Raw genomic sequence first — 26011 nt, 5'->3', positions numbered from 1 at the left:
TTCGCACTCTCCTTACCGAGGCGCTGGCGCATCCCGTTCCGGGCAGCGGACGCGTTCGGGAGTCGCAGTGGGGCGTGTACGCCTTCTATGACTATGACGGCGAGCCGATTTACGTGGGGCAGACGAAGGAAGGGCTCGGAGTTCGCGTTAATCGTCACTTGACGAATCAGCGAACGGATGCGGTGGCGATGCGCATCCTCGACACATTCGAGGTGGCGGAGATCGAGCTCTGGCCACTCTGGGATCTCGCTGCAGCGATAGGGAGCCGATCTGCAGCGCAGGTCATCTTGGACGCGACGGAGTACACCGCCTACATCCTTGCGATCGAGGGCAGCAGGTTCCGAGCGATCCTCAACGAGAAAATTCCTCCCGTGAGTGAGCCGGTGGAGATGCCCACTTCATATCGCTTCACGTTGATCTCGGACGAGACTCGCGCTGACCGAGGGCATCCAGATATTCGAATCGCGCGTCGCGCGGAGACTCTGTCTCGACTGGCCGCCGTGGCGCGGGAGCGGGGTGAGGTTAGCGAAGGCCTCCGACGGGTCCTTGTGATTCAGGCCGTTCGACTCGCCTACTTGTCCGCGGTGCGGCTGGCCTACGCGGAAGGTAGACCCGAGCCATCGGCATCTGCAATCTCGGTCGAGGGGCTGGTCGGCTCGGTGCTCTGGGACGCTGAAGAAGACGACGAGCAGTTTGGATAGCAGTCCTGTCGTTTGATCTCTGCGGCGACATTGCCGGCCCGGAGAACGCGCCGGCATTGAAGAACTGCTGTGCGAACCCGGCAAGATGAGTAACAGCAGAGTGGAGCCCTTTCCTCCGCTCGAGGCACCAGGCACGATCGGGGCACGGGCCTCAACGCGGCGGTCCGTCGGGAGGAGCAGTCACCCATGTCCCACGACATCACGACCGTCATCGACGGACTCAGCTTCAGCGAGTGCCCCCGGTGGCACGAGGACCGGCTGTGGTTCTCCGACTTCTACACGTCCGAGGTCTCCTCGGTACTCGCCGACGGCAGCGACCGCCGGCTCGAGGCCACGGTGCCGAACCAGCCCTCCGGTCTCGGCTGGCTGCCGGACGGACGCCTGCTCGTGGTGTCGATGCGCGACCAGAAGATCCTGCGCCGTGAGCACGACGGAGCGCTCCTGCTGCACGCCGATCTCTCGCAGCACGCGCGTGGGCACCTCAACGACATGACCGTCGACGCGCAGGGCCGCGGCTACGTCGGCTGCTTCGGCTTCGACCTGATGGGTGGCGAGCCGTCCGCCGCTGCGCCGCTGCTGCGCGTCGATCCGGACGGATCCGTCACGGAGGTGGCGACCGATCTGTGGTTCCCGAACGGGATCGTCATCACGCCGAGTGGCACGCTGCTCGTCAACGAGACGTTCGGCAACCGGGTGACCGGGTTCGACGTCGCTCCTGACGGCGCGCTGGAGAACCGGCGCGTGTGGGCCGAGCTCGGCCCCCTGCCGACGGAGCGCGAGTTCGAGAAGGTGCTCCCCCAGGTCGTCGTGGCGGCCGACGGCTCGTGCCTCGACGCCGGCGGTGGGCTGTGGGTCGCGGACGCCACTGGCGGTCGCCTGCTGCGGCTCGTCGACGGGGCGATCGACACTGAGATCGAGACCGGCACGCCCGTCTACGCCTGCGCTCTCGGAGGTCCTGACGGCACCACGCTCTTCGCGTGCGCCGCTCCCGACTTCTTCGAGCACGCCCGCCGCGACGTGCGCGAGGCCTCGATCATCGCCCTGACCGTCGACGTGCCTGCGGCCTGATCTGACAGGCTGTCCACAGACGAGCTCGATCGCCGGGAGCGGTTCCCAGCGGCTGGTGCGGAAGTGGGTCGCTGATGACGAACGCAGTGTCGGGGGTTCTCCGGCTACTCGGACCGAAGGTCGCCACGATCGTCGGGCCCGCCGTGGTGGCCTGGCTGGCGCGACCGGAGAACCGGGAACAGGCCGCCGAGGTCATCCGCGGCCTGCAGGCCCGGAGCGCGACCCAACGACTGCTCGCCCGGATCGACCTGGCCGTCGTCTCGTTCCACGAGGTCGCCCAGACCACCGAGGCTGGCTCCGACCGGTTCGAGCTCGCGTCCTCGGCGATCAAGGAACTGCACTCGCTGCGCCTGCGCCTGCAGCTGCCGTTCTCGTCGCTCAAGGCCCGCCGCGACAACCGCCGGCTCGTGGCCTCCCAGCTCGACGACCTGCTGCTCCGCACGAACAGGGCGCTCTGACGCCCGAGCTCGAACTTCGCCGAAACGCCAACATGAGCACGTCGCCGGCTTCAAGCTTTGCAGATGCCAACCCTGCGCCACATCTACGTGAACCCCGAGTTCGAGGCCACCGCGGAGTACACACAGGTCTCGCGGGTTAGCGATGCGCTACTCGCTCACCTGAACGAAGACGATGCTCGCGCGCTGCTGGCGGCCGCGAACCTTCCTGGCATATCGAGCGCGATGGTCCAGAACTCGTTCGCAAAGTTCACCGATGGCCTTGGATTCGTGAGCGAGGCAAAGGGGCTGTTCTCAACGTATGAGAACAAGGCATTGAGGCCAGACTTCTACCTCGATCTCGGGAGCAACGGGATCCTAATGGAGGTGGAACGCGGTAAGACCACCACCAACAACATGGATCTGCTCGATGTCTGGAAGACGCACCTATGCCTGCACGCGGACTACCTCTTCCTGATGGTTCCGCAGGCGCTCAAGCACAACGACACGATGAGCCCGAAGAAGGAGTACGCGTCGGTCGTCAAACGACTGAGCTCATTCTTCGTGCCAGGGAACTTCATCAATGTCCGCGCGCTCCACATTTTCGGGTACTGATCCTCCGGCACCTGAACGAAGTCGAACATCCCCTCACGCTTGCGCGACCATCAGCGCGTGCGCGTTTACGAACTCCTTGAACCAGGCTTCGCCGTGCTCGCGGCCCTAGCCGGAGTCCTTCACGTCGCCGAACGGCAGGTTCGGCCGGGCAAGGTTGAAGCCGTTGATATTCACCATGCCCGTGTCGAACTCGGTGCGAGCCAGTTCGATGGCGCGCTTCTCGTCGCGCGAGAAAGTGCCGCCGCGAAGGCCATGTCGGGTCAGACGTCAACGACCTCAGGCCTCGGTGAGACCTGACGGCGTCAGCTGCCAGACACCACGTTCGATCACCGGCTCGATGAGACCGGCCTCGACCATGCCCTTGCGCTCGAACCGGGCAGCACGCCGCCAGCGCGCCTCGCCCTGCACCTCTTCGTAGTCGCCGTCGCGGAGGCGGGGGGCCAGACGACGTTCGACCTCGGCGAGGATCTCGTCTGCCTCGCCCCGGCCGCCCATGTCCCGCATGACCTCGAGGATCGCGAGACGGTAAGCCGTCGTGGCCGTGCGCTGGGCAGTCGGGACCCGACGAGTCTCGACCCGCGGCTGCGTCGGCTTGGCCCGCCGGGGTGCTGGCGGCTTCTTCAGCTCGGCGGCCTTCGGCACCACGACCGGCTCGGGGCGACCGTGAACGCACTGGTCGAAGGCCAGGTCGCACAGATCGCAGTACTCAGGCACGACCCTAGTGTGCCGCGTGCCTACGAACGGTCGGGTTCGCGGGTCACGCCTCCGCGATCATCAGCGTCTTCACGTTCACGAACTCCGTGAACCCGGCCTCGCCGTGCTCGCGGCCGTAGCCGGAGTCCTTCACGCCACCGAACGGCAGGTTCGGCTGGGCGAGGTTGAAGCCGTTGATGTTGACCATGCCCGTGTCGAACTCGGTGCGGGCCAGCTCGATGGCGCGCTTCTCGTCGCGCGAGAAGATGCCGCCACCGAGGCCGTAGCGCGAGTCGTTGGCGATGCGCATCGCGTCCTCGTCGTCCTTCGCGCGGATCAGCGCCGCGACCGGGCCGAAGAGCTCGTCGTCGTAGGCGGGCTGGCCGGGCTTCACGTCGTCGATCACCGTGGCCGGGTACCAGGCACCGGCGCGATCGGGCTTCTCGCCGCCCAGGAGGAGGGTGGCGCCGTCCTTGACCGACTCCTCGACCTGGTCGTGGAGCTCGTCACGCAGCTGCTCGCGCGACATCGGGCCGAGGGCCGTGCCGTCCTGCATTGGGTCGCCCAGCTCGACGGCCTTCATGGCCTCGACGTAGGCGTCACGGAACTCGTCGTAGATCGCGTCGACGATGATGAACCGCTTGGCGCCCACGCACGTCTGACCGTTGTTGGTGATGCGGCCCTGCACGCTGACCTCGACCGCGAGGTCGACGTCGGCGTCGGAGAGCACGAGGTAGGCGTCGTTGCTGCCCAGCTCGACGACCGACTTCTTGAGGTTCTCCGCCGCCTTCACGGCGACGTGCTTGCCCGCCACGTCGGAGCCGGTCAGGGTCACGCCTCGCACCTTCGTGTGGGCGATGACGTCATCGGACTGGTCGTGATCGATGAGCAGCGCACGGAACGCGTTCTCCGGCAGACCCGCCTCGCGGTAGAGCTCCTCGAGGCGCAGCGCCGTGCCGAAGACCGAGTTGGCGTGCTTCAGCAGCACGGTGTTGCCCGCAACGAGCTGCGGGACGCTGTAGCGGATGACCTGGTAGATCGGGAAGTTCCACGGCTGGATGCCGTAGATGACGCCGATCGGCGAGTTGGTGATGATCGCCCGACCGCCCTCCATGGGCTGGTCCTGGTCGGCGAGGGCGTCAGCGGCGTTGTCGGCAGTCCAGTCGCAGATCGCGGCGCAGAGCTGCACCTCCTGCGCACCCTGGTCGATGGGCTTGCCCATCTCGGCGGTCATCAGCTCGGAGAGCTCGCGCTCGTTCTTGCGCAGCCGCTCACCGATGGCGCGGATCGTGTTCGCACGCTCTTCGATCGGCACCGTGCGCCAGGACCGGAACGCCTGGTGCGTCGCCTCGATGATCTGGCCGACCTCCGCGTCGGTGTGCATCTCGTAGGTCTTGAGGTCCTCACCTGTGGTGGGGTTGATCGTGGTGGTGGAAGCCATGCGGGAGGAGTACCCGTCGACGGAGGGCGCACGCGTGAGGTGACCCTCTTCACGACTACCGTCCGCTCATGGAGAGGGAGACTCCGGCCGGTGACAAGCGCATGCGGCTGCGGTACGACGGCGTGTGCCGTGTCTGCGAGACCGCGCTGCCTGCCCAGACCGAGGCCATCTACGAGCGATCCAGCAAGACCGTCCGCTGCCCCACGCACGAGGCGGCCGTCGCTGGGCCTGCTGCCGGACCTGGACCCATCGACATCGGCGTCCCGGGCGCGTCCGCCCGCCGCGAGTTCGAACGTCGCAAGGCGTCGCGCGAGAAGCGCATCCGGGCGAGGAACCCGCGGATCGGCGGTCTCATCCTCGCTCTGAGCGACGCCCCGCAGAGCACCACCTCGTGGGAGACCGGAGCAGTCGGCGAGGAGCGGGTTGGCCAACGACTCAACGAGCTCGCGAACGACGATCTCCGAGTGCTCCACGACCGACGCGTCCCCGGCTCTCGGGCGAACATCGACCACGTCGTCGTGACCGGCAACGGCGTCTTCGTCATCGATCCCAAGCGGTACCAGGGGCGGCCGAGGCTCCAGGTCGAGGGCGGCCTCATCCGCCCGCGCGTCGAGAGGCTGATGGTTGGCTCACGGAACTGCAGCAAGCTCGTCGACGGTGTCCTGAAGCAGGTCGCACTGGTGGAGAGCCTCGTCTCCGAGGACGTGCCGGTCCGCGGTGTCCTTTGCTTCGTTGAGGCGGACTGGCCTCTCTTCGGCGGCGCCTTCGCCACGCAGGGCGTCGACGTGCTCTGGCCCCGGAAGCTCTACCCGCTTCTCGAGGCCGCCGGCCCCCTCGACACCGGCTCAGTCCGCGAGACTCATGAGCGCCTGGCCCGAGCTCTTCCTCCCGCCTGACGACAAGAATTTGCTCAATAGTTTCCCGATTCCTGTGACGCGCCAATGAGGTACATGAGAACGTTCCGCTGGGCATGGGGAGTGCCCGGGACGGGAGATCTCGATGTTCAGCCGCAAGCTGGCGATGGCGCTGTCCAGCGCCGTGCTCGCCACCGGGTTCGTGTCCGTGCTCGTCGCTCCGACGGCGGTCGCCGCGACCAGCACCGCGCGTGATGTCGTCGCCTCGCTGCCGGGCGCACCGGCCGAGACGCAGGGCTACGACCGTGAGCTGTTCCAGCACTGGATCGACGCCGACAGCGACGGCTGTGACACCCGATCCGAGGTGCTGCAGGCCGAGTCTGCCGTCGCGGTCACGTTCGGGAACGGCTGCACCGTGGCCACCGGCCAGTGGACCTCCCCCTACGACGGCGCGACCTGGACCCAGGCGAGCCAGGTGCAGATCGATCACGTCGTCGCGCTGAGCGAGGCGTGGAAGTCCGGTGCCTACGCCTGGACACCCGAGAAGCGTCGCGCGTTCGCGAACGACCTCGACGTCCCCTACGCGCTCGTCGCCGTGACCAGCTCGGTGAACTCGTCCAAGGGAGACAGGGACCCGTCCGCCTGGCTGCCGCCCCTCGCGGCGGCGCGCTGCCAGTACCTCACCGACTGGGTGCTGGTGAAGTACCGCTGGAGCCTGGCGGTCGACGACGGGGAGCGCAGCTCGATCCAGACCGCCCTCCAGTCGTGCCCCAACGTGGCGGTCGAGCTGCCGCAGCAGGTCGACACCTCGAACGCCGATGCCCGTTGGCCACTCCGCATGACCGCCTACGACGGCGCCATCTACGAGCTCGTGAACGGCTCCCAGCCGACACCGCTCTCCTACCAGCGCTGGCAGAACCACTACGGCTTCCAGTCGCCGTCGCCTGCACCGACGAGCTATGTCCGCTACCCCTGGTCACCGGCAATCTATGCGGTGACCTTCTGGACCACGCAGGAGTCGACCTGGCTCTGGCAGCAGCTGTCCTTCGGGCAGTGGCAGAAGGCCGGACAGCCCGCCGCCTGGGCGGCCGGCTGGATCCAGGGCAGCACTTACCACCAGTGGTCCACCTCGTCGGAGCTGTTCGTGCGTGAACCCGCCGGGATCACGCACAAGCTCAGCTACGCCGAGTGGCAGGCCTCCGGGTTCCGTCGCTTCGACGTGATCCAGAACCAGGGCTTCCAGAAGCTCAGCTGGGCCGATCCGATCGCGCACATGAACAACGTCGCCGGCGGCCAGGGCGGGCCGATCACCTACGCCATGTGGGGCGGCGAGGACTTCCCGAGCCCGCAGCCCGTCCAGCGCTTCCCGGGCGATCGCTTCTCGCGCGACGCCTGCAGCGACCAGGTGATCTACCAAGGTCCGACAATGTTCCGTGCGATCAACTTCAACGAGTACCGCGCTGCCGGTTCTCCGGCTGTGGCGATCGACAACCCGCGAGCCTGCCCGCCCCCGCCCTCGCCGGGAGGTTCGGTGCCACCCGTCTCGCGGTACGACTGCCCGGGGTATGCGCCGATCAAGGGAAACCAGTCCGGCATCTATCACGTGCCCGGCGGTCAGTTCTATGCCCAGACGACGCCGGAGAGGTGCTTCCGCACTCCGGCCGACGCCGCCGCAGCCGGTTATCGTCCGTCGCAGCGCTGAGACTCTGACGAAGTGAGCATCATCCGACGTGCCGAAGTCACACACGCTCGTCCTAGATTCGTCGCACGCGACGGCTTCAGGAGGGTCGATGAGCGACGGAGACTTCGGCGGCTATTACGGGCGAGGACCGACGACGACGTGGGGCCACTACCTCTTTGCGGCGGGGAGCGTGGCGGTAGGTGTTGCTGTCATCGTGATGGCGCCCGACTCGTGGTGGCTGGGTCTGCTGTTCTTCGTCGTGGCTGCGCTTTTCATCGTCATGGCGCACACACGACATCGCATCCAGGCCTGGGCCAAGGAGAAGCGCCGCCGCAAGCCCGGCGATCCACCGACTCTGTACGACCTGGAGTGACACCGCCGGGAACGACGACTGAGTGGCGTCAGACCGGGGGCATCGCGGCGACGACCGTGCCGTCGGCGGTGAAGCCGGCGATCACCACGTCGGGCAGGAAGTTGTCGGTGCCGACCACGGTGGGGACCACGATCCCGGCTCCCACGACCGCGGTCGAGGTCGTCGCGACCCTGACCTCGATGCGCTCGGTCCCATCACCCCCGGCCACCACCAGGTAGGGCGCGGTCTCCTCGGACGTGATCCAGGCCGACCCCACCCAGGCATCAGTGCCGTCGTCGTAGCCGAGACGCGCGACGACGAGCTCCGAACCCGGCTCGCCGGATGCCACGGCCACCACGGCACGCGACCAGCGCACGCCCGTGCCGGTCGCCTCGAGCACCAGGACCAGGGCACCGTCCGGGGCCTCCAGCTCGCCGGCGATGCCGACCTCGGGCAGCTCCAGACGGCCGCCCTCTTGGTCGGACCGCGGCCCGACGACCTCACGCAACCCCGCCCGCAGCGCCTCGGCGCGGTCGGGATCAGTCAGCAGGCTCCAGATCCGGTCGAGGTCGTCGTCGACCCGGATGACGCGTCCCTCGACGTAGACGCCGGGCCGATCGCTGCTCGACGAGACGCTGGTCTCGTCGAGCCGCAGCGCGAGGAACTCGTTGGACTCCGTGGAGCTGATCAGACCGTCGTCGGACTCGGCTGTCAGCTCCGATCCGTCCAGGTCGGCCGCCTCGTACGAGCTCGGCATGCCGGACGCCGCCAGGGCCAGGTTCCCGGCGAGCGGGATGATCGGGCTCGGGTAGCTGCTCAGCTCGCGGATGCCGAGACCGTCCACGTCCTGGCCGTCGTCCCTGATGACGAACGTCGCGACCTTGGATCCCGACCGCAGCACCACGACCGGCACCGATTCCGGCGTGTCGTCGCCGACGGACACGCCGTCGACCACCTCCGCCCGCACCTCGCCGGCCCAGAGCAGCTCGATCGCGCCCTCGGGCTCGGTCCGCACGTCGCGACTGTCACCGCTGCGCCAGGCGTCCGCGGCGGCGTCGACCAGATCGGTCTCGTCGGCGAAGTCACCGCGCGTCGGGAAATCGCGGTCCGACGACTGGGCGACACCCTCGTCGGCCGAGTCGCCCTCCCACGGGGCGACCACGACCAGCGCAATGACCACGGACACGACCGCGATGGCCGCCAGCACGACCAGACCGCGGCGACTCCCCTTGAGCGACATGGGGAGACCGTACGCGGTCAGTGCGGGAGGTCGAGATCCCGCAGGCTCCGAGAGGACCGGCCGGTGAGCCGCTCGACGGTGTCAGTGACAGGTGCGAAGCGGCCTGCGGTGACACGCTCGAACGTGAGCGCGTCGAGCTCGCGGGCGAACCCGGTGGAGTCGCCGAGGGCCTCGTCGATCGACAGGTCGCGGTGCACGACCTGCCGGCCCAGGAGCGTCGAGAGCACCTCGGCAGTCTCCGGAAGCGTGAGGGCCTCGGGGCCGGTGATCTCGTACGTCTGGCCGTCGTGACCGTCCTCCGTCAACGCGACCGCAGCGACGGCGGCGATGTCGCGGGCGTCGATCCAGGCGACCCGCCCGTCACCGGCCGGGAACGGCAGCTCGCCGTCGTCGAGCACGGCGCCCGCGAACAGGCGCGGGTCGGTGAAGGACTGCGAGAACCAGCTCGGCCGCAGGATCGTCCACGGCCGACCACTCCCCCGCACGGCCGCCTCGTTGCGGGGCGACCAGCCGTCCGGTGCGGTGTAGTCGGCGTCCTGCTCCGACAGGAACACCACCCGCGTGGAGGGCTCGGCCTCCGCAAGGAAGGCCTCGATGATCTCGGGCGCGTTCTCCCAGTCGGGGCGCACGAGGTAGACCGCGTCGACGTCGCGGAGTGCCGGCGCCCAGGTGTCGGGCTCGTCCCACGCGAACCGGACCGGCGTGACTCCCGCCAGGCGCAGCGCCTCAGGATCGCGGGTGCCGCCCAGCACCTCCGCGCCTCGCTCCACCAACAGCGCCGACAAGGGCGCCCCGGTCTTGCCACGGACCTGCGTCACCAGTACTTGCGTCATTGCACCACCCCACCACGGCGGATCAAGCCTCCTGGCGTCGCGTCAGCGCGACCACCCCGCTGGCGGCGAGAACCCCCGGCACCAGCGTCGCGAGAGCCCATGGCTCGCTCCGACCAGCCACGGTCAGACCGGTGGCACAGACGCCGGTCAGCACCACGAGTCCGAGGAGGTAGGAAACCGTGGCGCGACGCGAGGCCAGGAGAGCCACCCATCCGAGCACGACGAACACCGCCGCCGGCCGGGTCGTGTGCTCAGCCACCAGGAGCATCGCGACGATGCAGGCGACAAAGGCGACGGGCGCCACGATCGGCATTCCGCCGGTCCAGGACCGCGTGGAGGATGGGATGCGTCGGATCATGATCGCCAGACCGCCTCGGTCGCTCACAAGTACTTCCAGACGATGCCACCCATGCACGACACCGCGCCTACGACGCCCAATCGTCGGACCACGAACTTGACGGCCTTTTTCCAGCTCGTGAGCTGCTCCACGATGGCTGCCCAGAAACCGGTCGCTGCAACTGACACGCCCAGGCAGGCCGCCACGACTTCCTTGATCTTCTTCGGAATCACCCCGCGAGCAGCGGTTGCAGGCTCGTCTTCCGCCGTTCGCTCGACCAACGACCCTGCCGAGGTCACCGCCGCGAACGACTCACCGCTGTCGCGAAGTGCAACGGTGTCGGTTGGGAGGGGAGCTCGACCAGCCGTCGTGAGCCCCGCGTTGATCATCAGCAGCTCGCTCGCGGAGACCGGCAGATCGGCCACGTTCGCGCCCTCGTCTTGGGCTGCCGCCGGGACCGCGGTAAGCAAGGTTGCAGTCACAGCTCCTGTGAGGGTGCTACTCAGCACGGTCTTCGTCCACGTTCGCATGACATCTCCTCGATTGTTCATTCGCCCGGCCGGTCACAAGACGCCCTCCACGTCATTCCGCCACCGTAAGGAGAGGTTCGCCACCACCAGCGCCACGAACGTCATCTGACTGCGGTGCGCGGCAGTCGGCGGGATTTCCACAGCCCCTGTCGGCGACTTCGGGCGTTGTCCGAGGGCGCTTCTAGGTTGGAAACATGGCGAAAAGGACTGGTCCGTGGGTGGAGGTCACCCGTGCGCGCGCCCGTGCCGAGTTCGCCGAGTGGGACTGGCTGCTCAACGAGTACGAGGCCGGGGTCGCCGCCATCCACGACACCTCCTCGTGGCGGCAGCGGTCGGAGGAGATGGGCGTGGTGAAGGACCTCGCGCTCGCCACCGGCCTCAGCGACCGGCAGGTCGAGGCCCGCGTGTCGGCGATGCGCATCGCCCGCGACCAGCTGCCCATGACCTGGCTGGCGTTCCGCAGCGGGCACCTCGACTCGGTCCGCACCGTGCAGCTCAGCAACGCGGCCGCGAAGCTCGAACGCCCCGACTCGCACATCCCGCTCGACCAGCGCGGGTCGGAGTACGCCGCCACCCACACCGCGGCAGAGCTCCGTCGCTGGCTCATCCGCTTCTGCGCCAAGATCGAGCCGCTCGAGACCATCGAGGCCGCCGAGAAGGCGTACAGCCTGCGCCACGTGAAGGTCGACCACGACGGCGACGGCATGGCCTGGATCGGCGCCTTCATCCCCTCGCCCATCGCCCAGGCCGCCGACAACCGGCTCACCCAGGCGGCACGCCTGCTCGACGACCCCGACGACGACCGAACCCTCGCCCAGAAGCGCGCCGACCTCCTCGGCTCCTGGCTCAGCAACGGCGACGCCTCCGTCTGCGAGCCGCGCGTGCACATGGACATCGCCGTCACCGTTCCCGTCGAGGCGCTCGCGGGCCACACGCAGATGCCGGCCGCCGCCGACGACCACAGTTGGACCATGCCCGTCGACTGGCTCGCCCAGCTCGCCGCGACCGCCAACCCGCTCTGGCACCGCATCGTCCACGACCCAGCGGGAGGCGTGCTCGACCACACCTACCTGGGCCGATTCGCGCCCACCGTCCTTTCCACCGCCCTCGCGTTCCGCGACGGCGTCTGCACCACCGACGGCTGCACCACGCCGGCCCGGCGATGCGAGAAGGACCACCTGATACCCCACCCCGAAGGCCCCACCGCCGGGCACAACCTCGACTGCAAGTGCAGACGCTGCCACCGCATGAAGGGCAGCGGCGTGCTCTCGTCATCCGGCCTCACCCGCCGGCGACACAGTCAGCCCCGTGCCCCCGACGACCCAGAACCAGCCGTCTGCAGCTCGCTGCTCGACCACCACCTCGCCGAGAGCATGGTCGAGGCCCTCAACAGCACCCTGCGCACCGCCGCCTGACGTGCCGGTCCCGAACCTCCTTCACCCCGACGACGTGTTCGCGTCACCGGCCGGACCCCTGGCGGCTAAAGTGCTGCACGTCCACCGAGGGGAAAGGGCACGCATGCAGCAGGAGCGTCGCGCGTCGCTCCTGACTGTCCTCGGCCTCGCAGCCCTCACCGTCGCCCTCCGCCTCCCGTTCCTCGGAGCGCCCGCCGGGAACGACGAAGCCGGCTACCTCATCGTCGGCGACTCCTGGGGGTCCGGCAGCTCCCTCTACGGCGACTACTGGGTCGACCGCCCGCCGCTGCTGCTGTGGATCTTCGACGCCGCCGGCGACCTCACGACCATCCGCCTGCTCGGCTGCCTCGCCGCCGCGGTCACGGTGCTGGCCGTCGGTGCGACCGCGGCCGTGGCTGCCGGACGCCACGCAGCGCCCTGGGCCGCCGGCACGGCCGCCGTCCTGTGCGCCTCGCCCTGGCTCGGCACCGTGCGGGTCAACGGCGAGATGCTCGCCGCACCCTTCGTCGCCCTCGCCCTGCTCTGCACCGTGCTCGCCCTGCACCGACCGCGCGACGCGTGGTGGGCCGCCACTGCCGGAGTGCTCGCGACCTGCGGACTGGCCGTCAAGCAGTCGACCGTCGACGGCTTCGTCTTCGCCGTCGTCGCGATCAGCGTGCTGGCCCTGACGCAGCCGAGCGACCGACACCGGTCGCTCCGCGTCCTGGCCGGCGGAGTCGGTGGTGCTGTCGCGACGACCGCACTCCTCGTGCTCGGCGCCGCGCTGCGTGGCACCGATCCCGGCGAGCTGTTCGAGGCCCTGATCGTCTTCCGGGTCGACGCCGGCCGGGTCATCGGTGACGCGGCCAGCGAGGCCACGACCGAACGCTTCCTCGTGCTCGTCGGTACCTGGGCCGTGAGCGGTCTCGCGATGGTTAGCATCGCCGTGCTGGTGCTCGCGGTCAGGCGTCGACGGGAGCCCGTGATCGTCGCCACCGCCGCGACGATCCTCGCGGTGAGTGCCGTGGCGGTGCTCGGCGGCAGCTACTGGGCCCACTACCTCCAGCAGCTCGTGCCGGCCGTGGCGCTGGGAGCCGGCCTCGTGGCCGCGGCCGTCGCGCCCTGGCTGCGGCGCGCCGGAGCCGTCCTCGTCGTCGCAGGACTCGTCGTCACCATGACGTACTCCGTCGCCGCCGGCAGCCAGGCCAACACCGACGCCCAGGACCTGGGACAGGCCGTCAGGGACGTCAGCGAGCCCGGCGACACGATGGTCGTCGCGTACGGACAGCCGAACGTGCTGCTCGCTGCCGAGATGCAGAGCCCCTACGAGAACCTCTGGAGCCTGCCGATCCGCGTGCGCGACCCCCAGCTGACCGAGCTCGTCGACGTGCTGCGCGGTCCGGACGCCCCCACCTGGGTCGTCGAGTGGTCCGACTTCGACACCTGGGCCGTCGACGCCGAAGAGCTCAAGATCGCCGTCGCCGACCGCTACCGTCCCGTCGCGACGCCCTGCGGTCACGTCGTCTGGCTGCGGCAGGACCTCGACCGGGGCACCGTCGAGGAGAGGGACTGCGGATGAGTGTGCGCGTTCTCGCGATGACCGCCTACGCCCTCGCCCTGTCGGCCTGGATCGTGCTGGTCGGTCTGCCGTCGGACCCGTTCCAGATGTTCGTCTGGCTCTGGCTCGCGGCGATCGCCTGGTACGCCGGCGAGCCCGGCGCCAAGCACCTGCAGTTCCTGCGCGACTGGTGGCCCGCGTTCGCCGTCCTCGTGCTCTACCTCTACAGCCGCGGCCTGTCCGACGAGGTCATCGGCATGCCCGTGCACTGGACCATGCCGATCGACGTCGACCGCTGGATGTTCGGCGGCCACCTGCCCACGCAGGAGCTGCAGCACGCGCTGTGCGGCGACCCGTGCCTGCGCACCGACGACCCCCGTTGGTACGACGTGCTGCTCACGACGGTCTACTTCAGCCACTTCGTGGTGGGCCTGGGCCTCGCGTTCGTGCTGTGGGTGCGCGACCGTGCCGCGTGGGCCGGATGGCTCACGCGCTACCTCGCCATCAACGTCGCCGGTCTCGTGATCTACGTGCTCTACCCGATGGCACCGCCCTGGCTCGCCGCGAAGGAGGGCTACCTGACGGAGGCCACCCCGCGGCTCACCGGCCGCGGATGGGAGGTGCTCGGGCTCGACAACTTCCACGTCGCCCTGGCTGCCGTCGGCAACCCGGTCGCCGCGATGCCCTCGCTGCACAGTGGCATCGCGATGCTCGTGGCGCTCTGGTTCATCGCCCGGCTCCGCTCACCGTGGCGGTGGCTGATGCTCCTGTACCCGGCAACGATGGGCTTCGCGCTGGTCTACTACGCCGAGCACTACGTCATCGACCTCATCGCCGGATGGGCCCTTGCCGGGCTCGTGATGGTCGCGGTCGCGCGCTGGGAGCATCGTTCTACGGTGGATGCATGACCTCCGCGCCTGCTCTGACCCTCAACGACGGCAACACCCTCCCGGCCCTCGGCCTCGGCACGTACTCGCTCGACGACGCGGACGGCGTCACCGCGATCCGCTCCGCCCTCGACGCCGGCTACCGCCTCCTCGACACCGCCGTGAACTACGGCAACGAGGAGACCGTCGGCGAGGCCCTCAAGGCGTCGGGTCTCCCCCGCGACGACGTGAAGATCACCAGCAAGATCCCTGGCCGGCACCACGGCTACGACGACGCGATCACCTCCACCAAGGAGTCGCTGCAGCGCCTCGGCCTCGACCACCTCGACCTGCACCTGATCCACTGGCCGAACCCGAGCGTCGGAAAGTTCACCGAGGCCTGGCAGGCGCTCGTCGATCTCCAGAAGCAGGGCCTCGTCCGCTCGATCGGCGTCTCCAACTTCACCGAGGCCCACCTCGACACGATCATCGCCGAGACCGGCGTGACCCCTGCGGTGAACCAGATCGAGCTGCACCCCTACTTCCCGCAGGAGCACATGCGCGCGGTCAACGCCTCTCGCGGCATCGTCACCGAGTCCTGGAGCCCCATGGGCAAGCGCCAGGCCCCGTTCGACGAGGCCCCCGTGGTGGCCGCAGCGCAGGCTCACGGCGTCTCCCCCGGGCAGGTCATCCTGCGCTGGCACGTCCAGCTCGCGGCCCTGCCCATCCCGAAGTCGGCCACCCCGGCCCGCCAGGCGGAGAACATCGACGTGTTCGGCTTCGAGCTGTCGGACGACCAGGTGGCCGCCATCACGGCGCTGGGTCGCCCTGACGGACGTCTGTTCGGCGGCGATCCCGACACCCACGAGGAGATGTGAGTCGGGCAGTCGTGTCCTGAGTCGTCAGACCCCGGGAACGATGCGCAGGTCGCGCGTGACGCCGTCGCCGAGCGCGGCCAGGGCCGCCTGGTAGGCCTCACCGTCGTGCGCGGCCACGGCAGCGTCGACGGAGTCGAACGCGATGACGACCGAGCGCTCGGAACGCCCCTGCTCGTAGTAGGCCTGCGGCAGGCCGCGAGCGAGGAACGTGCCGCCGGCGGCCGTGAGGGCCGGGCCCGCGAGCTCGGCGTAGGCGGCGAGCTTGTCGGCGTCGTGCACCTCGAGGTACGTGCTGATCCAGTAGGCAGTCATGCCTCCATCGTGTCAGGCCGTGCCCGCGCCGAGGTGGGCATGCACGAGCGACACGACCGAGGCGCCCTCGCCCGTCGCCGACGCGACCCGCTTCATCGAGCCCGCGCGCACGTCGCCTGCGGCGAACACCCCCGGCACCGAGGTCGCCAGGTTCGCCGGCGGAAGACCGTCGACCCAGCGCTCCTTGGGCACGTCGCGCCCGGTCAGCACGAACCCGTCGGCATCCTTCGCGACGACGTCGGGCAGCCACTCGCAGTGCGGCTCGGCGCCCAGCAGGAGGAACAGCCCGCCGGCCTCGACCCGCTCGCTCCCGCCCTCCACCTCGGCGATCTCGAGCCACTCGAGGCGCCCGTCACCTCCGCCGTCGACGACGCGGCTCGACGGGCGCACCGAGATGCGTCGGTTCAGGTCGATCTCGTCGACGAGGTAGGACGACATGGTCTCCGCGAGGTCGGGGCGCCGCACGACGATCGTGACCGAGCGGGCGAACCGCGCCAGGTGCACCGCGGCCTGGCCGGCGGAGTTGCCGCCGCCCACGACGAACACGTCGCGACCCTCCATCTCCCGGGCGGCCGACATCGCGGCGCCGTAGTGGACCCCGAGACCCACGAGCTCCTCGAGCGGCTCGACGCGCAGCTTGCGGTAGGCGACGCCGCTGGAGATCAGGACGGCACGGGCCCGCACCTCACCGGTGTCGGTGCACAGCACGTGCGGCTCGTCGCCACCGACCCTCAGCTCCTCGACGACCTGCCCCGCGAAGAACCGGGTGCCAAACCGGAGCGCCTGGTTGCGGGCCCGCTGCGCGAGCCGCATGCCCGAGATGCCCCGCGGGAAGCCGAGGTAGTTGCGGATCATCGAGCTCGTGCCGGCCTGCCCGCCGATCGCCTCGGCCTCCAGCACGATCGTCGACAGTCCTTCGGACGCGGCGTAGACGGCCGCCGCGAGGCCCGCCGGCCCGCCACCGACCACCGCGAGGTCGACGACCTGCTCGACGTCGATCGCGGTGGGCTCGCCGTACACGGCCCGGGCCACGTCGCGCACGCTGGTGGGCTGGATGACGCGGTGATCAGTCGTGGTGACCAGCGGATACACCGGCTCGCCGTCCCACAGGTCCAGGACGTAGCGGCCCGCGTCGGAGTCGGGCTCCCACTGCCGGTTCGGCAGACCCATGCGGTCGAAGAAGTCGCGGATCGCGAGCGTCAGTCCGTCGCGCACGGGCGAGATGATCTTGACCGAGACCACCTCGGGATCGGGCACCGTGGCCCCCCAGTCCGAGAGCAGCTCGGTGACGGCGTAGTGGAACTCCTCGTCCCGGGTGCCGCGCGGCATCAGGAGGAAGGCGTCGAACTCGCCTCGCGCCATCGCCGAGCGCAGGGCGGGAGCGTCGGTGAGGAACCGGTCCCAGTGCGCAGCGATGAGCCGGCGGGCCGTCGGGACCTTCTCGCGCAGCTTCGCGAAGCAGTGCAGCACCTCGGCGTCCGGCAGCACCGACTCGCTCGCGACCAGGGCGACGGTGCCCCCGGCCACGAGGATGTCGCGGGTCGTCACGAGCGCCTCGACGCAGGAGCCCGTCACGCGGACGTCGTACTCCTGCACGTAGCGGGCGAACCCGGCGAGCATCTCGTCGGGATGATCGGGGGCGATGAGCACGATCGCGGGGCCTGAGGTCACGGCACCAGCCTAGGAGCCGAGGTCACGCGCTGTCGTGAGAAAGCGGTCGAGATACGGCGCGGTGACGCTGGCCTCGAGGTGGCGGACGTCGTCCGGCGTGCCGGTCGCGATGACGCAGCCCCCGCGGTCCCCGCCGCCGGGCCCGAGCTCGATCACCCAGTCGGAGGCCGCGATGACCCGCATGTCGTGCTCGACGACCACCACGGTGGCGCCCGTGTCGACGAGTCGCCCGAGCACGCGCACGAGGTCGCGGACGTTGACGGGGTGCAGCCCACCGGTCGGCTCGTCGAGCACGAACACCGTGCCGTCGCGGCGCGGACGCTGCAGCTCGGTCGCGAGCTTGATGCGTTGCGCCTCACCGCCCGAGAGCTCGGTCGCCGGCTGCCCGAGGGTGAGGTAGCCGAGGCCGACGTCGAGCAGCGTCGTCAGCGACCGGCTGATGGCGGGGACGTCGTCGAAGAAGGTCGAGGCCTCCTGCACCGTCATCGCGAGCACCTGGCCGATGTCGCGACCCTCGTACTGCACCTCGAGCGTCTCGGGGTTGTAGCGGGACCCGTGGCAGGTGGGGCACGAGGAGTAGCTCGTGGGCAGGAAGACCAGCTCGATGGCGATGAAGCCCTCGCCCTCGCAGGTCGGACAGCGGCCCTCGGCGACGTTGAACGAGAACCGGCCGGCAGCCCAGCCCCGCTCCTTCGCCTCCGGCGTGGCGGCGAACAGGCGTCGCACCGCGTCGAACAGGCCCGTGTAGGTGGCCAGGTTGGATCGCGGCGACCGGCCGATCGGGCGCTGGTCGATCGCGACGACGCGACGGTCCTCGCCCTCGAGACGCTCGGCCACGGCCGTGAGCAGCGACGACTTGCCGGCACCCGACACGCCGGTGACGGCCGTCATGACACCCAGGGGCAACCGGACGGTCACGTCCTGGAGGTTGTTCGTCGCCAGGTGGTCGAGCTCGCGCCACTCGTCGGGCTCTCGCGCCACGTGCTCGGGCGTCTCGTCGCGGCCGAACATGAACTCGGCCGTGGCCGAGTCGTCCACGGACGCCAACGCGTCCGGCGGACCGCTGTGCACGACCAGCCCACCGAGCACTCCCGCACCTGGCCCGACGTCGACGACCCAGTCCGCGCTGCGAGCGATCGACAGGTCGTGCTCGACGACGAACAGGGAGTTCCCGGACGCCACGAGCTCACGCAGTGCGGTGTACAGGGCCTCGGAGTCGGCGGGGTGCAGGCCGGCCGACGGCTCGTCGAGCACGTAGAGCACACCGAACAGACCGGCTCGCAGCTGCCCGGCCAGGCGCACGCGCTGCAGCTCGCCCGCCGAGAGCGCGGTGCTCGAGCGGTCCATCGACAGGTAGCCCAGCCCTAGCGAGATGATCGCCTCGACGCGGGCGCCGAAGTCCTTCACCAGCGACCGTGCCGCAGACGACGCGGCGGCGCCGTGCCGGTCCGTGCCCCGGGCCTGCTGCTCGAGCCCGTCGTCGAGCAGCTGGCACACCGTCGACAGGGGCATCGCGGCCATCTCGGCGATGTCGACCCCGGCGAACGTCACCGCCAGGGCCGCCGGTCGCAGCCGCTTGCCGCGGCACGTCGGGCAGGGGCCGTCGGCGATGAACGCCTCGAGCTTCTCGCGCTGGGTGGCCGACTGCGTCTTGGCGAGGTTGCGCATCAGGTAGGCCTCGGCCGAGGTCCAGTGGCCGTGGTACGCGCTCGCCTCGCCCTGCTTGTTGCCCTGCAGCAGCATGCGAGGGGTCTCGTCGGTAAACAGCAGCCAGTCGCGGTCGGCCTGCGGAAGCGTGTGCCACGGGGCGTGGATGTCGATGCCGAGCTTCGTGACCATGCGGCGGACGTTGAGACCCACCCAGGCCTTCGTCGCCCACACGCCGATCGCGCCCTCGTCGATCGTGAGCGTCGGATCGGGCACGAGCAGCGCCTCGCTCGTGCGGCGGGCGACGCCGCTGCCCTGGCAGGTCGGGCAGGCGCCGACGGCGGTGTTCGGGGAGAACGCGGAGGCCGGGAGGTGGTCGGCGCCCTCGGGGTAGGTGCCGGCGCGGCTGTAGAGCAGACGCAGCACGTCGGACAGCGAGCTCAGCGTGCCGAGCGTCGACCGCGAGCTCGCCGCACCGCGGGACTGCTGCAGCGCCACGGCCGGCGGGAGCCCCTCGATCGTGTCGACCGCGGGCGCGCCCACCTGCGAGAGCAGCCGACGCGCGTACGGCGCCACCGACTCGAAGTAGCGGCGCTGCGACTCGGCGAAGATCGTGCCGAAGGCCAGGGACGACTTGCCCGAGCCGGAGACGCCCGTAAACGCCACGAGGCAGTCGCGCGGCAGGTCGACGCTGACGTCCTGCAGGTTGTGCTCCCGGGCACCGCTGACGCGGATCCATCCCGACGAGCCGGCGGGCAGAGCAGGTTTGTCGGGCATCTCGCCAACGTAGTCCGGGCCACCTCGCGGCGCGCTCCGAGTGGATCGGCCGGCCTACCCCAGCGCCTTGTCGAGGTTGATCGCGGCGCTGATCATCGACAGGTGGGTGAACGCCTGCGGGAAGTTGCCGAGCTGCTCGCCGGTCGCACCGATCTGCTCGGCGTACAGCCCGACGTGGTTCGCGTAGGTCTGCATCTTCTCGAAGGCGATCTCGGCGTCGCGCAGACGACCCGCCCGGGTCAGTGCCTCGACGTACCAGAACGAGCAGAGCGTGAACGTGCCCTCGTCGCCCGCCACCCCGTCCGGCGACTCGTCCGAGTCGTAGCGGAGCACGAGGCTGTCGGTCACGAGGCGCTCCTCGATCGCCTCCAGCGTCGACAGGAAGCGCGGGTCGACCGGGGAGGTGAACTTCACCAGCGGCATCAGCAGCACGCCCGCGTCGAGCGCGGTGCCGCCGGCGGTCTGGGTGAACGTGTCCCCGTTCCAGGAGTCCGCGTGGATGCGGTCGTAGATCTCGTCGCGGACGCGTGACCACGTCACCAGGTCGCCGGGCAGTCCGCGCTTGTGGGCGATGCGGATGGCACGCTCGAGCGCGACCCAGCACATCAGCCGCGAGGTCGTGTGCTCGCGCACGTCACCACGGATCTCCCACATCCCCGCGTCGGGGCGCTCCCAGTTCTCGGCGACCCAGTCGACGACGCGCGCGACGTCCTTCCACGCGTCGTGGCTGATGCCGGGGCCGTGCTTGTCGAACAGGTAGACCGAGTCGATGATCTCGCCGTAGATGTCGAGCTGCAGCTGGCCGGCGGCGGCGTTGCCGACACGCACCGGGGTGGAGTCGCGGTAGCCGCGCAGGTGGTCGAGCTCGATCTCCTCCGCGGGCGGCTTCCCGTCGATGTCGTACATGACGCGCAGCGGACCGAGGTCGCCATCGGCGTCCTCGCCCAGCCGCTCGGAGAGCCAGCGCATGAAGGCGTCGGCCTCCTCGGTGAACCCGAGCGAGAGCAGGGCGTAGAGGCTGAAGGCGGCGTCGCGGATCCACACGTAGCGGTAGTCCCAGTTGCGCTCGCCGCCGATCTCCTCCGGCAGGCTCGTCGTGGCCGCGGCGACGATGGCGCCGCTCGGCTCGTGGGTCAGCAGCTTGAGCGTGATGGCCGAGCGGTTGACGGCCTCGCGCCAGCGTCCCCGGTACGTCGACCCCGCGAGCCACGTGCGCCAGAAGTCGGAGGTGGTCTCGAACAGCGTCGCGGTGTCGGGCGCCTCGCAGGGGTCGAGCTCCGCGTCCGGCGGCAGGACCTCGAGCACGTAGAGCGCGGTCTCTCCCTGCTCCAGCTCGACGTGGCTGACGACGTCGTCGCCGTCGATCTCGAGCTCGGCCGTCGCGCTGATGCCCAGACGGGTGGTGTCGTCGGTGATCATCAGCCCGCCCTCGACGGGCCGCAGCTCCGCGCTGCCGCGGGCGTAGTCGGGTCGCACCGCCAGACGGGTGCGGACGGTGGCCGAACCGCGCACGACCTGCACCCGACGCACGATGCGCTGCCGGTGATGAGGGTCGCGTGCGCACGAGATGGGCATGAAGTCGTTGACCTCCACCACGCCCGCGTCGGTCAGGAAGCGGGTCGCGAGCACGGCGGAGTCGGGCAGGTAGAACTGCTGGGTCCGGCGCACGGTCTCGTCGGGCTGGATCGTCCAGCTGCCACCGCGCTCCTCGTCGAGGATCGATGCGAAGACGCTGGGCGCGTCGAAGCGTCCCGGGCAGAACCAGTCGATCGTGCCGTCCTCCGCGACCATCGCGGCGCTGCGGAGGTCGCCGATCAGGCCGTGCGCGGCGACGTCGCTGTCGTCGTCAGTCACGCGCGAGGCTCCACCCGGCGGCTCCCGGCAGCTCGTCGGCCTCGGCCGGTCCCCACGAGCCGGGCTCGTACGGCACCGGCGGGCGGTCGTCGTCCAGCACCGGGCCGACGACGCGCCAGAGCTGCTCCGCGTGGTCGCCGCGCACGAAACGGCTCGCGTCACCGGCCGCCACGGCCGCCAGCAGCCGCGCGTACGGATCGAGCGCCTCGCCCTCCTCGGCGGCGTCGACGTCGATGACCCGCTCGGACCCGTCCAAGCCCAGGACGGTCACGACCGAGCGGTTCACCGCGAGGTTCTTGCCCGTGCGCACCACGAACGGAATTCCGGACCACGGGCCGTCCTGCAGGTGGAGGATCGTGGCGGCGTAGGTCTCGACCGTCGAGCCGTCGTCGACGTCGTCCTCGTCGCGGTAGCCGACGTACTGGCCGAGCACCGTGTCGTCGTCCTTCAGCGCGGCCATGGCCTCGAAGACCTCGGCCCGGGCGTCACGCCAGGCCTCCCCCTCCGCATCCTCGGCGGCGATGACACCCACCAGCTGGGCGAGGTGCGTGACGACCATGTCGCGCAGGCAGCCGGTGGACTCGTAGAACCCGGCCCGACCCTCGAGCCCGAGCGTCTCGGGCACGTCGACCTGCACCTCCTGCACGCCGTCGGGCGTCAGGGCGGCGAGGTCGGCGATCGCGGCCGAGCCGAGGAAGTGGTCGATGCGGTACACGCGGTCCTCGTCCACGACGCCGTGCAGCGCGGCGTCGAGCGAGCGACCGGACGCGGCGTCGAGGCCGTACGGCTTCTCCACCACGATGCGGGCTCCGTCGGCCAGCCCGGTGTCGCCGAGCATCGCGAGGAGGTCGACCATCGCGGTCGGGGGGACCGACAGGTAGATCAGACGGTCGACGTCGCCGAGCTCCTCCTCGGCGTCGGCGACCTCCCGGGCGAGGTCCTCGCCGTCGTCGGCGCTGGACACCACGAACGAGATGCGGTCGACCACCGGGTCCACGGAGTCCTTCGCCTCGTCCGGGACGGCATCCGCCGCGGCCTCGCGGAGGTCGTCGACCCAGCCGTCGTCCGGAGCGTGCCGTCCGGTGCCGATGACCCGCACGTCGCCAAGGCGGCCCTGGGCGTGCAGGCGCACGAGCGACGGGAGGAGCTTGCGGGAGAACAGGTCTCCCGTGGCCCCGAACATGACGAGGACCAGCGGGCGCGTCACGCGGCGGAGATCGTGTCGGCGTCGATCACGACGCGGTAGCGGGCGTCCCCGTCGACGACGCGGTCGTAGGCGGCGTCGACCTCGGAGGCGTCGATCAGCTCGATCGTCGCGGTGATGCCGTGCTCGGCGCAGAAGTCGAGCATCTCCTGGGTCTGCGGCAGGCCGCCGACCATCGAACCGGCGACGGCGCGGCGCTGGGTCAGCAGCGAGAACGCGCCGACCTCGAGGTTCTCGCTCGGCGCACCGAGGTTCACCATCGTGCCGCCGCGGTTCAGCAGGCCGAGGAAGCTGTCGAGCGGGACGGCCGAACCCACCGTGTTCACCAGCAGGTCGAACGTGCCGGCGAGCTCCTCGAACACCGACTCGTCCTCGGTGGCGTAGTAGTGCGTGGCGCCGAACGCCAGGCCGTCGTCCTTCTTGGCGTCGGTGCGGCTCAGGACCGAGACCTCGGCACCCAGGGCGGCGGCGATCTTGACCGCGACGTGCCCGAGGCCTCCCATGCCGATGACGCCGACCTTCGAGCCCTCGCCGACGTCGTAGCGCTTGAGCGGCGCGTACGTCGTGATGCCCGCGCACAGCAGCGGGGTCGTGGCCGCGAGGTCGACACCGTCGGGCACCTTCACGACGAAGTGGTCGCGCACGACGACCTCGCCGCTGTACCCGCCGTAGGTGATCTCGCCGTCGTAGCCTTCGGCGGAGTACGTCTGCACGACACCCTTCTCGCAGAACTGCTCCTCGCCGTCGCGACAGGCCTCGCACTCGAGGCAGGAGTCGACGAAGCAGCCGACCCCCACGGTGTCGCCCACGGCGTGGCCGGAGACGTCGTCGCCGACCTCCTCGACGGTGCCGATGATCTCGTGGCCGGGCGTCATCGGGAAGACCGCCTGGCCCCACTCGTCGCGGGCCTGGTGGATGTCGGAGTGGCAGATGCCGGCGTAGCGGATCTTGATCCGGACGTCGTTCGCGCGGAGGTCGCGGCGGTCGATCTCGACGGTCTCGAACGACTTTCCGGCGGCCGGGACGGACAGGGCGGCGGTAGTTGAAGTCACTACTTCACGGTAGGACGGAGCGACGGTGTCCGCAGATCGAGGAGGGCGTGAGGAGTCTCAGACGTCCTCGACGCCGTGGTCGGCGGCGAACGTGACGACCGCGATGTCGTCGGCGGCCACCCCTCCCTGGTGGCGCAGCGCCTCGTGCGCGAACTGTTCGGCGATGACCTGCGGGTCGTGCGGGAGCTCCGCGAGGAGGTCGTGCAGGCGGGTCTCGCCGAACAGGCCCGCGGGGCCGCGCGCCTCCGTGACGCCGTCGGTGTAGAAGGTGACGCTCTCGTCGCGCAGGTCGTGGTGCACCGTCGTGAACGACGGCTCGTCGATGAGGCCCACGGGGGTGCCGATGACGCCGAGCTCGATCACGCGGCCGTCCGTGCCGCGCACGAGGGCGGGCGGATGACCCGCGAGCGAGAGGCACACGGTCCATCCCGTCGCCGTGCGCGTCAACCGAGCCAGCACGACGGTGCAGTAGTGGTCGGTGCCGTCGAGGTGCATGGCGCGATCGAGGTGGTGCAGCAGGTCAGCGGGGTCCGGGTGGTCGAAGGCCAGCGCCCGCACGGTGTAGCGCACGAACGAGGTCACGGTCGCGGCGCGGATGCCCTTGCCGCTCACGTCGCCGAGCACGACCCACCAGTCCTCCGCGCCCACCTGGAACACGTCGTAGAAGTCGCCGCCGACGGTGCTGCCGTCGCCCGCCGGCCGGTACGCCGCCGCGATGCTCAGGGAAGGGATCTCCGGTGGCGCCGGCGGGATCAAGGTCTGCTGCAGGGCGTTCGCGAGCGCCAGGGCCTCGCGGGTCGACTGCTCGGCGCGGGAGGTCGCCGACCGGAGGTCCTGCTCGTAGCGGTGCCGCTCCCTCGTCTCGACGACGACCACCCGGTACTCGAGTCCCGTCGCCGGGTCGCCGCCCGTCACGTCGGCGTTGAGGAGCACCGGCACGCGCGAGCCGTCCGGACGGACCAGGTCGAGCGAGACCTCGCGGACCGATCCGTCGTGCTCCAGCACCGGGCGCAGGTGAGTCTCGGTGTAGATCCGCCCGCCCGTCGACATCAGCGACGGCAGCGTCGCGACCCCCTCGAGCTCTGCGGTCGAGCGCCCGACCAGACGGCGGAACTCCGCGTTCGACCGGTCGACGAGCCCGTCCGCGCCGATCAGGGCGTAGCCGCAGGGCGCGAGCTCGAAGAGGTCGTCCGGGTCGTTCACGGGCGCAGGAACTGCGCGATGGCGGCGATGGTCGCGTCCGGAGCCGTCAGGTGCGGGCAGTGGCCGCGGGTCTCGACGACCTCGTAGGCCGCGCCCGGGATCGCGTCGCGCACGTACTCCCCCGCGGACTCCGGCGCGATGACGTCGTCGCTCGACTGCAGCACCAGCGTCGGTACCGACACGAGCGGGAGGTCGGCGCGGTTGTCGCCGCGGAAGGTGACGGCGGCGAACTCCGCGGCGACCTCGGGGCGGGTGCGGCAGAACGCCTGCTCGAGCTCGCCGTGCGTGGCGGAGTCGGGAGCGCCGGCGACCATGGTGGCGAGGGGGTCCTGCCATCCCAGGTGGTTGCGGCTCATGAGGTCGAGCAGCTCGTCGATGTCGGTCTCGGAGTGACCGCCGACGTAGGCGCCGGCGTCGATGTACCGCGCCGACGGCGTCACGAGCACCAGGCGGCTCACGAGATCGGGGCGGGCGACCTGCAGCAGCACGCCGATCATGGCCGAGACGGAGTGACCGACCAGGGTGACGTCGCGCAGGCCCAGCTCGTCGAGCAGTGCGGCGAGGTCGTCGCGGTACCCGTCGAGCGTGCCGTGCCGACCCGAGTCGTAGGCGTCGTCGGCGGCGTCGCCGGACCCCGGGAGGTCGAGAAGCACCACCTGGTGACCACCCTCGAACGACGGGGCGACGTGGCGCCACATGTGCTGGCCGCACCCGAAGCCGTGCACGAACACGATCGCCGGGGCGCCGGCCGGTCCGCGCACGGACGCGTTCAGCAGGTCCGCTCGGCGCATGAGCCGGATCCTAGCGCGGCGGCAG

At 70.1% G+C, this 26011-nt stretch carries 26 protein-coding genes; 11 read left to right on the top strand and 15 right to left on the bottom strand.

Annotated elements, in window-relative coordinates:
• The first annotated feature begins 74 nt into the window (after positions 1–74).
• The 4 genes from LO931_RS10055 to LO931_RS10040 all read left to right on the top strand — a co-directional run bounded on the left by LO931_RS10055 (position 75) and on the right by LO931_RS10040 (position 2818).
• Positions 75–701 (top strand): GIY-YIG nuclease family protein, encoded by a 627-nt coding sequence (locus LO931_RS10055; RefSeq protein ID WP_229053457.1) that lies wholly within the window; start codon positions 75–77, stop codon positions 699–701.
• A 186-nt stretch (positions 702–887) separates the two neighbouring features.
• Positions 888–1769, top strand: coding sequence for an SMP-30/gluconolactonase/LRE family protein (locus LO931_RS10050; RefSeq protein WP_229053456.1), 882 nt, complete (start codon positions 888–890; stop codon positions 1767–1769).
• A 74-nt stretch (positions 1770–1843) separates the two neighbouring features.
• Positions 1844–2227 (top strand): hypothetical protein, encoded by a 384-nt coding sequence (locus LO931_RS10045; protein WP_229053455.1) that lies wholly within the window; start codon positions 1844–1846, stop codon positions 2225–2227.
• A gap of 63 nt (positions 2228–2290) precedes the next feature.
• On the top strand, positions 2291–2818 hold the full coding sequence (locus LO931_RS10040) for a hypothetical protein (protein WP_229053454.1): 528 nt from the start codon (positions 2291–2293) through the stop codon (positions 2816–2818).
• Between the two features lie 105 nt (positions 2819–2923).
• Here LO931_RS10040 and LO931_RS17635 read toward each other — a convergent pair whose 3' ends face one another.
• From LO931_RS17635 to LO931_RS10025, 3 genes are all read right to left on the bottom strand, one after another.
• Positions 2924–3022, bottom strand: a complete 99-nt coding sequence (locus tag LO931_RS17635) for a hypothetical protein (protein WP_370636122.1) — start codon at positions 3020–3022, stop codon at positions 2924–2926.
• Between the two features lie 72 nt (positions 3023–3094).
• Positions 3095–3532, bottom strand: coding sequence for a winged helix-turn-helix domain-containing protein (locus tag LO931_RS10030; RefSeq protein ID WP_229053452.1), 438 nt, complete (start codon positions 3530–3532; stop codon positions 3095–3097).
• A 43-nt stretch (positions 3533–3575) separates the two neighbouring features.
• Complete coding sequence (locus LO931_RS10025) at positions 3576–4952, bottom strand: NAD-dependent succinate-semialdehyde dehydrogenase (protein WP_229053451.1); 1377 nt, start codon at positions 4950–4952, stop codon at positions 3576–3578.
• A gap of 68 nt (positions 4953–5020) precedes the next feature.
• On the opposite strand from LO931_RS10025, the gene LO931_RS10020 reads away from it, so the two are divergent.
• The 3 genes from LO931_RS10020 to LO931_RS10010 all read left to right on the top strand — a co-directional run bounded on the left by LO931_RS10020 (position 5021) and on the right by LO931_RS10010 (position 7860).
• A complete protein-coding gene (locus tag LO931_RS10020) occupies positions 5021–5848 on the top strand; it encodes a nuclease-related domain-containing protein (protein ID WP_229053450.1) in 828 nt (275 codons plus the stop codon).
• A gap of 103 nt (positions 5849–5951) precedes the next feature.
• The gene (locus LO931_RS10015; RefSeq protein ID WP_229053449.1) at positions 5952–7508 is read left to right on the top strand and encodes an HNH endonuclease family protein; all 1557 of its coding nucleotides are present in this window, start codon (positions 5952–5954) and stop codon (positions 7506–7508) included.
• 88 nt (positions 7509–7596) lie between these two features.
• Positions 7597–7860, top strand: coding sequence for a hypothetical protein (locus tag LO931_RS10010; protein ID WP_229053448.1), 264 nt, complete (start codon positions 7597–7599; stop codon positions 7858–7860).
• Positions 7861–7888: 28 nt separating this feature from the next.
• On the opposite strand, the gene LO931_RS10005 is transcribed toward LO931_RS10010, so the two are convergent.
• From LO931_RS10005 to LO931_RS09990, 4 genes are read right to left on the bottom strand one after another with little or no spacing between them, the layout of a single operon-like run.
• Complete coding sequence (locus tag LO931_RS10005; RefSeq protein WP_229053447.1) at positions 7889–9079, bottom strand: hypothetical protein; 1191 nt, start codon at positions 9077–9079, stop codon at positions 7889–7891.
• Positions 9080–9096: 17 nt separating this feature from the next.
• Positions 9097–9912, bottom strand: coding sequence for an NAD(P)H-binding protein (locus LO931_RS10000; RefSeq protein WP_229053446.1), 816 nt, complete (start codon positions 9910–9912; stop codon positions 9097–9099).
• A 22-nt stretch (positions 9913–9934) separates the two neighbouring features.
• Complete coding sequence (locus LO931_RS09995; protein ID WP_229053445.1) at positions 9935–10270, bottom strand: hypothetical protein; 336 nt, start codon at positions 10268–10270, stop codon at positions 9935–9937.
• A gap of 23 nt (positions 10271–10293) precedes the next feature.
• On the bottom strand, positions 10294–10674 hold the full coding sequence (locus LO931_RS09990; RefSeq protein WP_229053444.1) for a hypothetical protein: 381 nt from the start codon (positions 10672–10674) through the stop codon (positions 10294–10296).
• Between the two features lie 299 nt (positions 10675–10973).
• Here LO931_RS09990 and LO931_RS09985 point away from each other — a divergent pair, with 299 nt between their 5' ends.
• The 4 genes from LO931_RS09985 to LO931_RS09970 all read left to right on the top strand — a co-directional run bounded on the left by LO931_RS09985 (position 10974) and on the right by LO931_RS09970 (position 15475).
• Positions 10974–12194: an HNH endonuclease signature motif containing protein gene (locus LO931_RS09985; protein WP_229053443.1), complete on the top strand. Its 1221-nt coding sequence runs from the start codon at positions 10974–10976 to the stop codon at positions 12192–12194.
• Between the two features lie 103 nt (positions 12195–12297).
• The gene (locus LO931_RS09980) at positions 12298–13752 is read left to right on the top strand and encodes a glycosyltransferase family 39 protein (RefSeq protein WP_229053442.1); all 1455 of its coding nucleotides are present in this window, start codon (positions 12298–12300) and stop codon (positions 13750–13752) included.
• Complete coding sequence (locus LO931_RS09975; protein ID WP_229053441.1) at positions 13749–14639, top strand: phosphatase PAP2 family protein; 891 nt, start codon at positions 13749–13751, stop codon at positions 14637–14639. The genes LO931_RS09980 and LO931_RS09975 overlap by 4 nt, the downstream gene beginning before the upstream one ends.
• The gene (locus tag LO931_RS09970; protein WP_229053440.1) at positions 14636–15475 is read left to right on the top strand and encodes an aldo/keto reductase; all 840 of its coding nucleotides are present in this window, start codon (positions 14636–14638) and stop codon (positions 15473–15475) included. The genes LO931_RS09975 and LO931_RS09970 overlap by 4 nt, the downstream gene beginning before the upstream one ends.
• Before the next feature lie 24 nt (positions 15476–15499).
• Here LO931_RS09970 and LO931_RS09965 read toward each other — a convergent pair whose 3' ends face one another.
• Genes LO931_RS09965 through LO931_RS09930 form a run of 8 tightly spaced genes read right to left on the bottom strand, consistent with a single transcriptional unit; the run spans position 15500 to position 25986 of the window.
• Positions 15500–15787 carry a DUF1330 domain-containing protein gene (locus LO931_RS09965; RefSeq protein WP_229053439.1) on the bottom strand — a complete coding sequence of 96 codons (288 nt, stop codon included), beginning with the start codon at positions 15785–15787 and terminating at the stop codon, positions 15500–15502.
• Between the two features lie 12 nt (positions 15788–15799).
• On the bottom strand, positions 15800–17458 hold the full coding sequence (locus LO931_RS09960) for an FAD-dependent oxidoreductase (RefSeq protein WP_229053438.1): 1659 nt from the start codon (positions 17456–17458) through the stop codon (positions 15800–15802).
• Between the two features lie 9 nt (positions 17459–17467).
• Positions 17468–19882, bottom strand: coding sequence for an excinuclease ABC subunit UvrA (locus LO931_RS09955; RefSeq protein ID WP_229053437.1), 2415 nt, complete (start codon positions 19880–19882; stop codon positions 17468–17470).
• A gap of 54 nt (positions 19883–19936) precedes the next feature.
• Positions 19937–21736, bottom strand: coding sequence for a glycoside hydrolase family 15 protein (locus LO931_RS09950; protein ID WP_229053436.1), 1800 nt, complete (start codon positions 21734–21736; stop codon positions 19937–19939).
• Positions 21729–22943: a glucose-6-phosphate dehydrogenase gene (locus LO931_RS09945; RefSeq protein WP_229053435.1), complete on the bottom strand. Its 1215-nt coding sequence runs from the start codon at positions 22941–22943 to the stop codon at positions 21729–21731. Before LO931_RS09945 ends, LO931_RS09950 begins: the two co-directional genes overlap by 8 nt.
• Positions 22940–23992 (bottom strand): NAD(P)-dependent alcohol dehydrogenase, encoded by a 1053-nt coding sequence (locus tag LO931_RS09940; protein ID WP_229053434.1) that lies wholly within the window; start codon positions 23990–23992, stop codon positions 22940–22942. Before LO931_RS09940 ends, LO931_RS09945 begins: the two co-directional genes overlap by 4 nt.
• 57 nt (positions 23993–24049) lie before the next feature.
• Positions 24050–25195 (bottom strand): PP2C family protein-serine/threonine phosphatase, encoded by a 1146-nt coding sequence (locus tag LO931_RS09935; RefSeq protein ID WP_229053433.1) that lies wholly within the window; start codon positions 25193–25195, stop codon positions 24050–24052.
• On the bottom strand, positions 25192–25986 hold the full coding sequence (locus LO931_RS09930; RefSeq protein ID WP_229053432.1) for an alpha/beta fold hydrolase: 795 nt from the start codon (positions 25984–25986) through the stop codon (positions 25192–25194). The genes LO931_RS09935 and LO931_RS09930 overlap by 4 nt, the downstream gene beginning before the upstream one ends.
• Between the last annotated feature and the right edge of the window lie 25 nt (positions 25987–26011).

The sequence above is a fragment of the Aeromicrobium sp. Leaf350 genome (genome assembly GCF_916858655.1).
Classification (GTDB): domain Bacteria; phylum Actinomycetota; class Actinomycetes; order Propionibacteriales; family Nocardioidaceae; genus Aeromicrobium.
This window is presented reverse-complemented; position numbering and strand designations above follow the sequence as displayed.

Coding starts and splice junctions, on each gene's coding strand:
- LO931_RS10050 (WP_229053456.1), top strand. CDS start 888: ATGTCCCACGACATCACGACCGTCATCGACGGACTCAGCTTCAGCGAG.
- LO931_RS10045 (WP_229053455.1), top strand. CDS start 1,844: ATGACGAACGCAGTGTCGGGGGTTCTCCGGCTACTCGGACCGAAGGTC.
- LO931_RS10040 (WP_229053454.1), top strand. CDS start 2,291: ATGCCAACCCTGCGCCACATCTACGTGAACCCCGAGTTCGAGGCCACC.
- LO931_RS10025 (WP_229053451.1), bottom strand. CDS start 4,952: ATGGCTTCCACCACCACGATCAACCCCACCACAGGTGAGGACCTCAAG.
- LO931_RS10020 (WP_229053450.1), top strand. CDS start 5,021: ATGGAGAGGGAGACTCCGGCCGGTGACAAGCGCATGCGGCTGCGGTAC.
- LO931_RS10015 (WP_229053449.1), top strand. CDS start 5,952: ATGTTCAGCCGCAAGCTGGCGATGGCGCTGTCCAGCGCCGTGCTCGCC.
- LO931_RS10010 (WP_229053448.1), top strand. CDS start 7,597: ATGAGCGACGGAGACTTCGGCGGCTATTACGGGCGAGGACCGACGACG.
- LO931_RS10005 (WP_229053447.1), bottom strand. CDS start 9,079: ATGTCGCTCAAGGGGAGTCGCCGCGGTCTGGTCGTGCTGGCGGCCATC.
- LO931_RS10000 (WP_229053446.1), bottom strand. CDS start 9,912: ATGACGCAAGTACTGGTGACGCAGGTCCGTGGCAAGACCGGGGCGCCC.
- LO931_RS09995 (WP_229053445.1), bottom strand. CDS start 10,270: ATGATCCGACGCATCCCATCCTCCACGCGGTCCTGGACCGGCGGAATG.
- LO931_RS09985 (WP_229053443.1), top strand. CDS start 10,974: ATGGCGAAAAGGACTGGTCCGTGGGTGGAGGTCACCCGTGCGCGCGCC.
- LO931_RS09980 (WP_229053442.1), top strand. CDS start 12,298: ATGCAGCAGGAGCGTCGCGCGTCGCTCCTGACTGTCCTCGGCCTCGCA.
- LO931_RS09975 (WP_229053441.1), top strand. CDS start 13,749: ATGAGTGTGCGCGTTCTCGCGATGACCGCCTACGCCCTCGCCCTGTCG.
- LO931_RS09970 (WP_229053440.1), top strand. CDS start 14,636: ATGACCTCCGCGCCTGCTCTGACCCTCAACGACGGCAACACCCTCCCG.
- LO931_RS09965 (WP_229053439.1), bottom strand. CDS start 15,787: ATGACTGCCTACTGGATCAGCACGTACCTCGAGGTGCACGACGCCGAC.
- LO931_RS09955 (WP_229053437.1), bottom strand. CDS start 19,882: ATGCCCGACAAACCTGCTCTGCCCGCCGGCTCGTCGGGATGGATCCGC.
- LO931_RS09930 (WP_229053432.1), bottom strand. CDS start 25,986: ATGCGCCGAGCGGACCTGCTGAACGCGTCCGTGCGCGGACCGGCCGGC.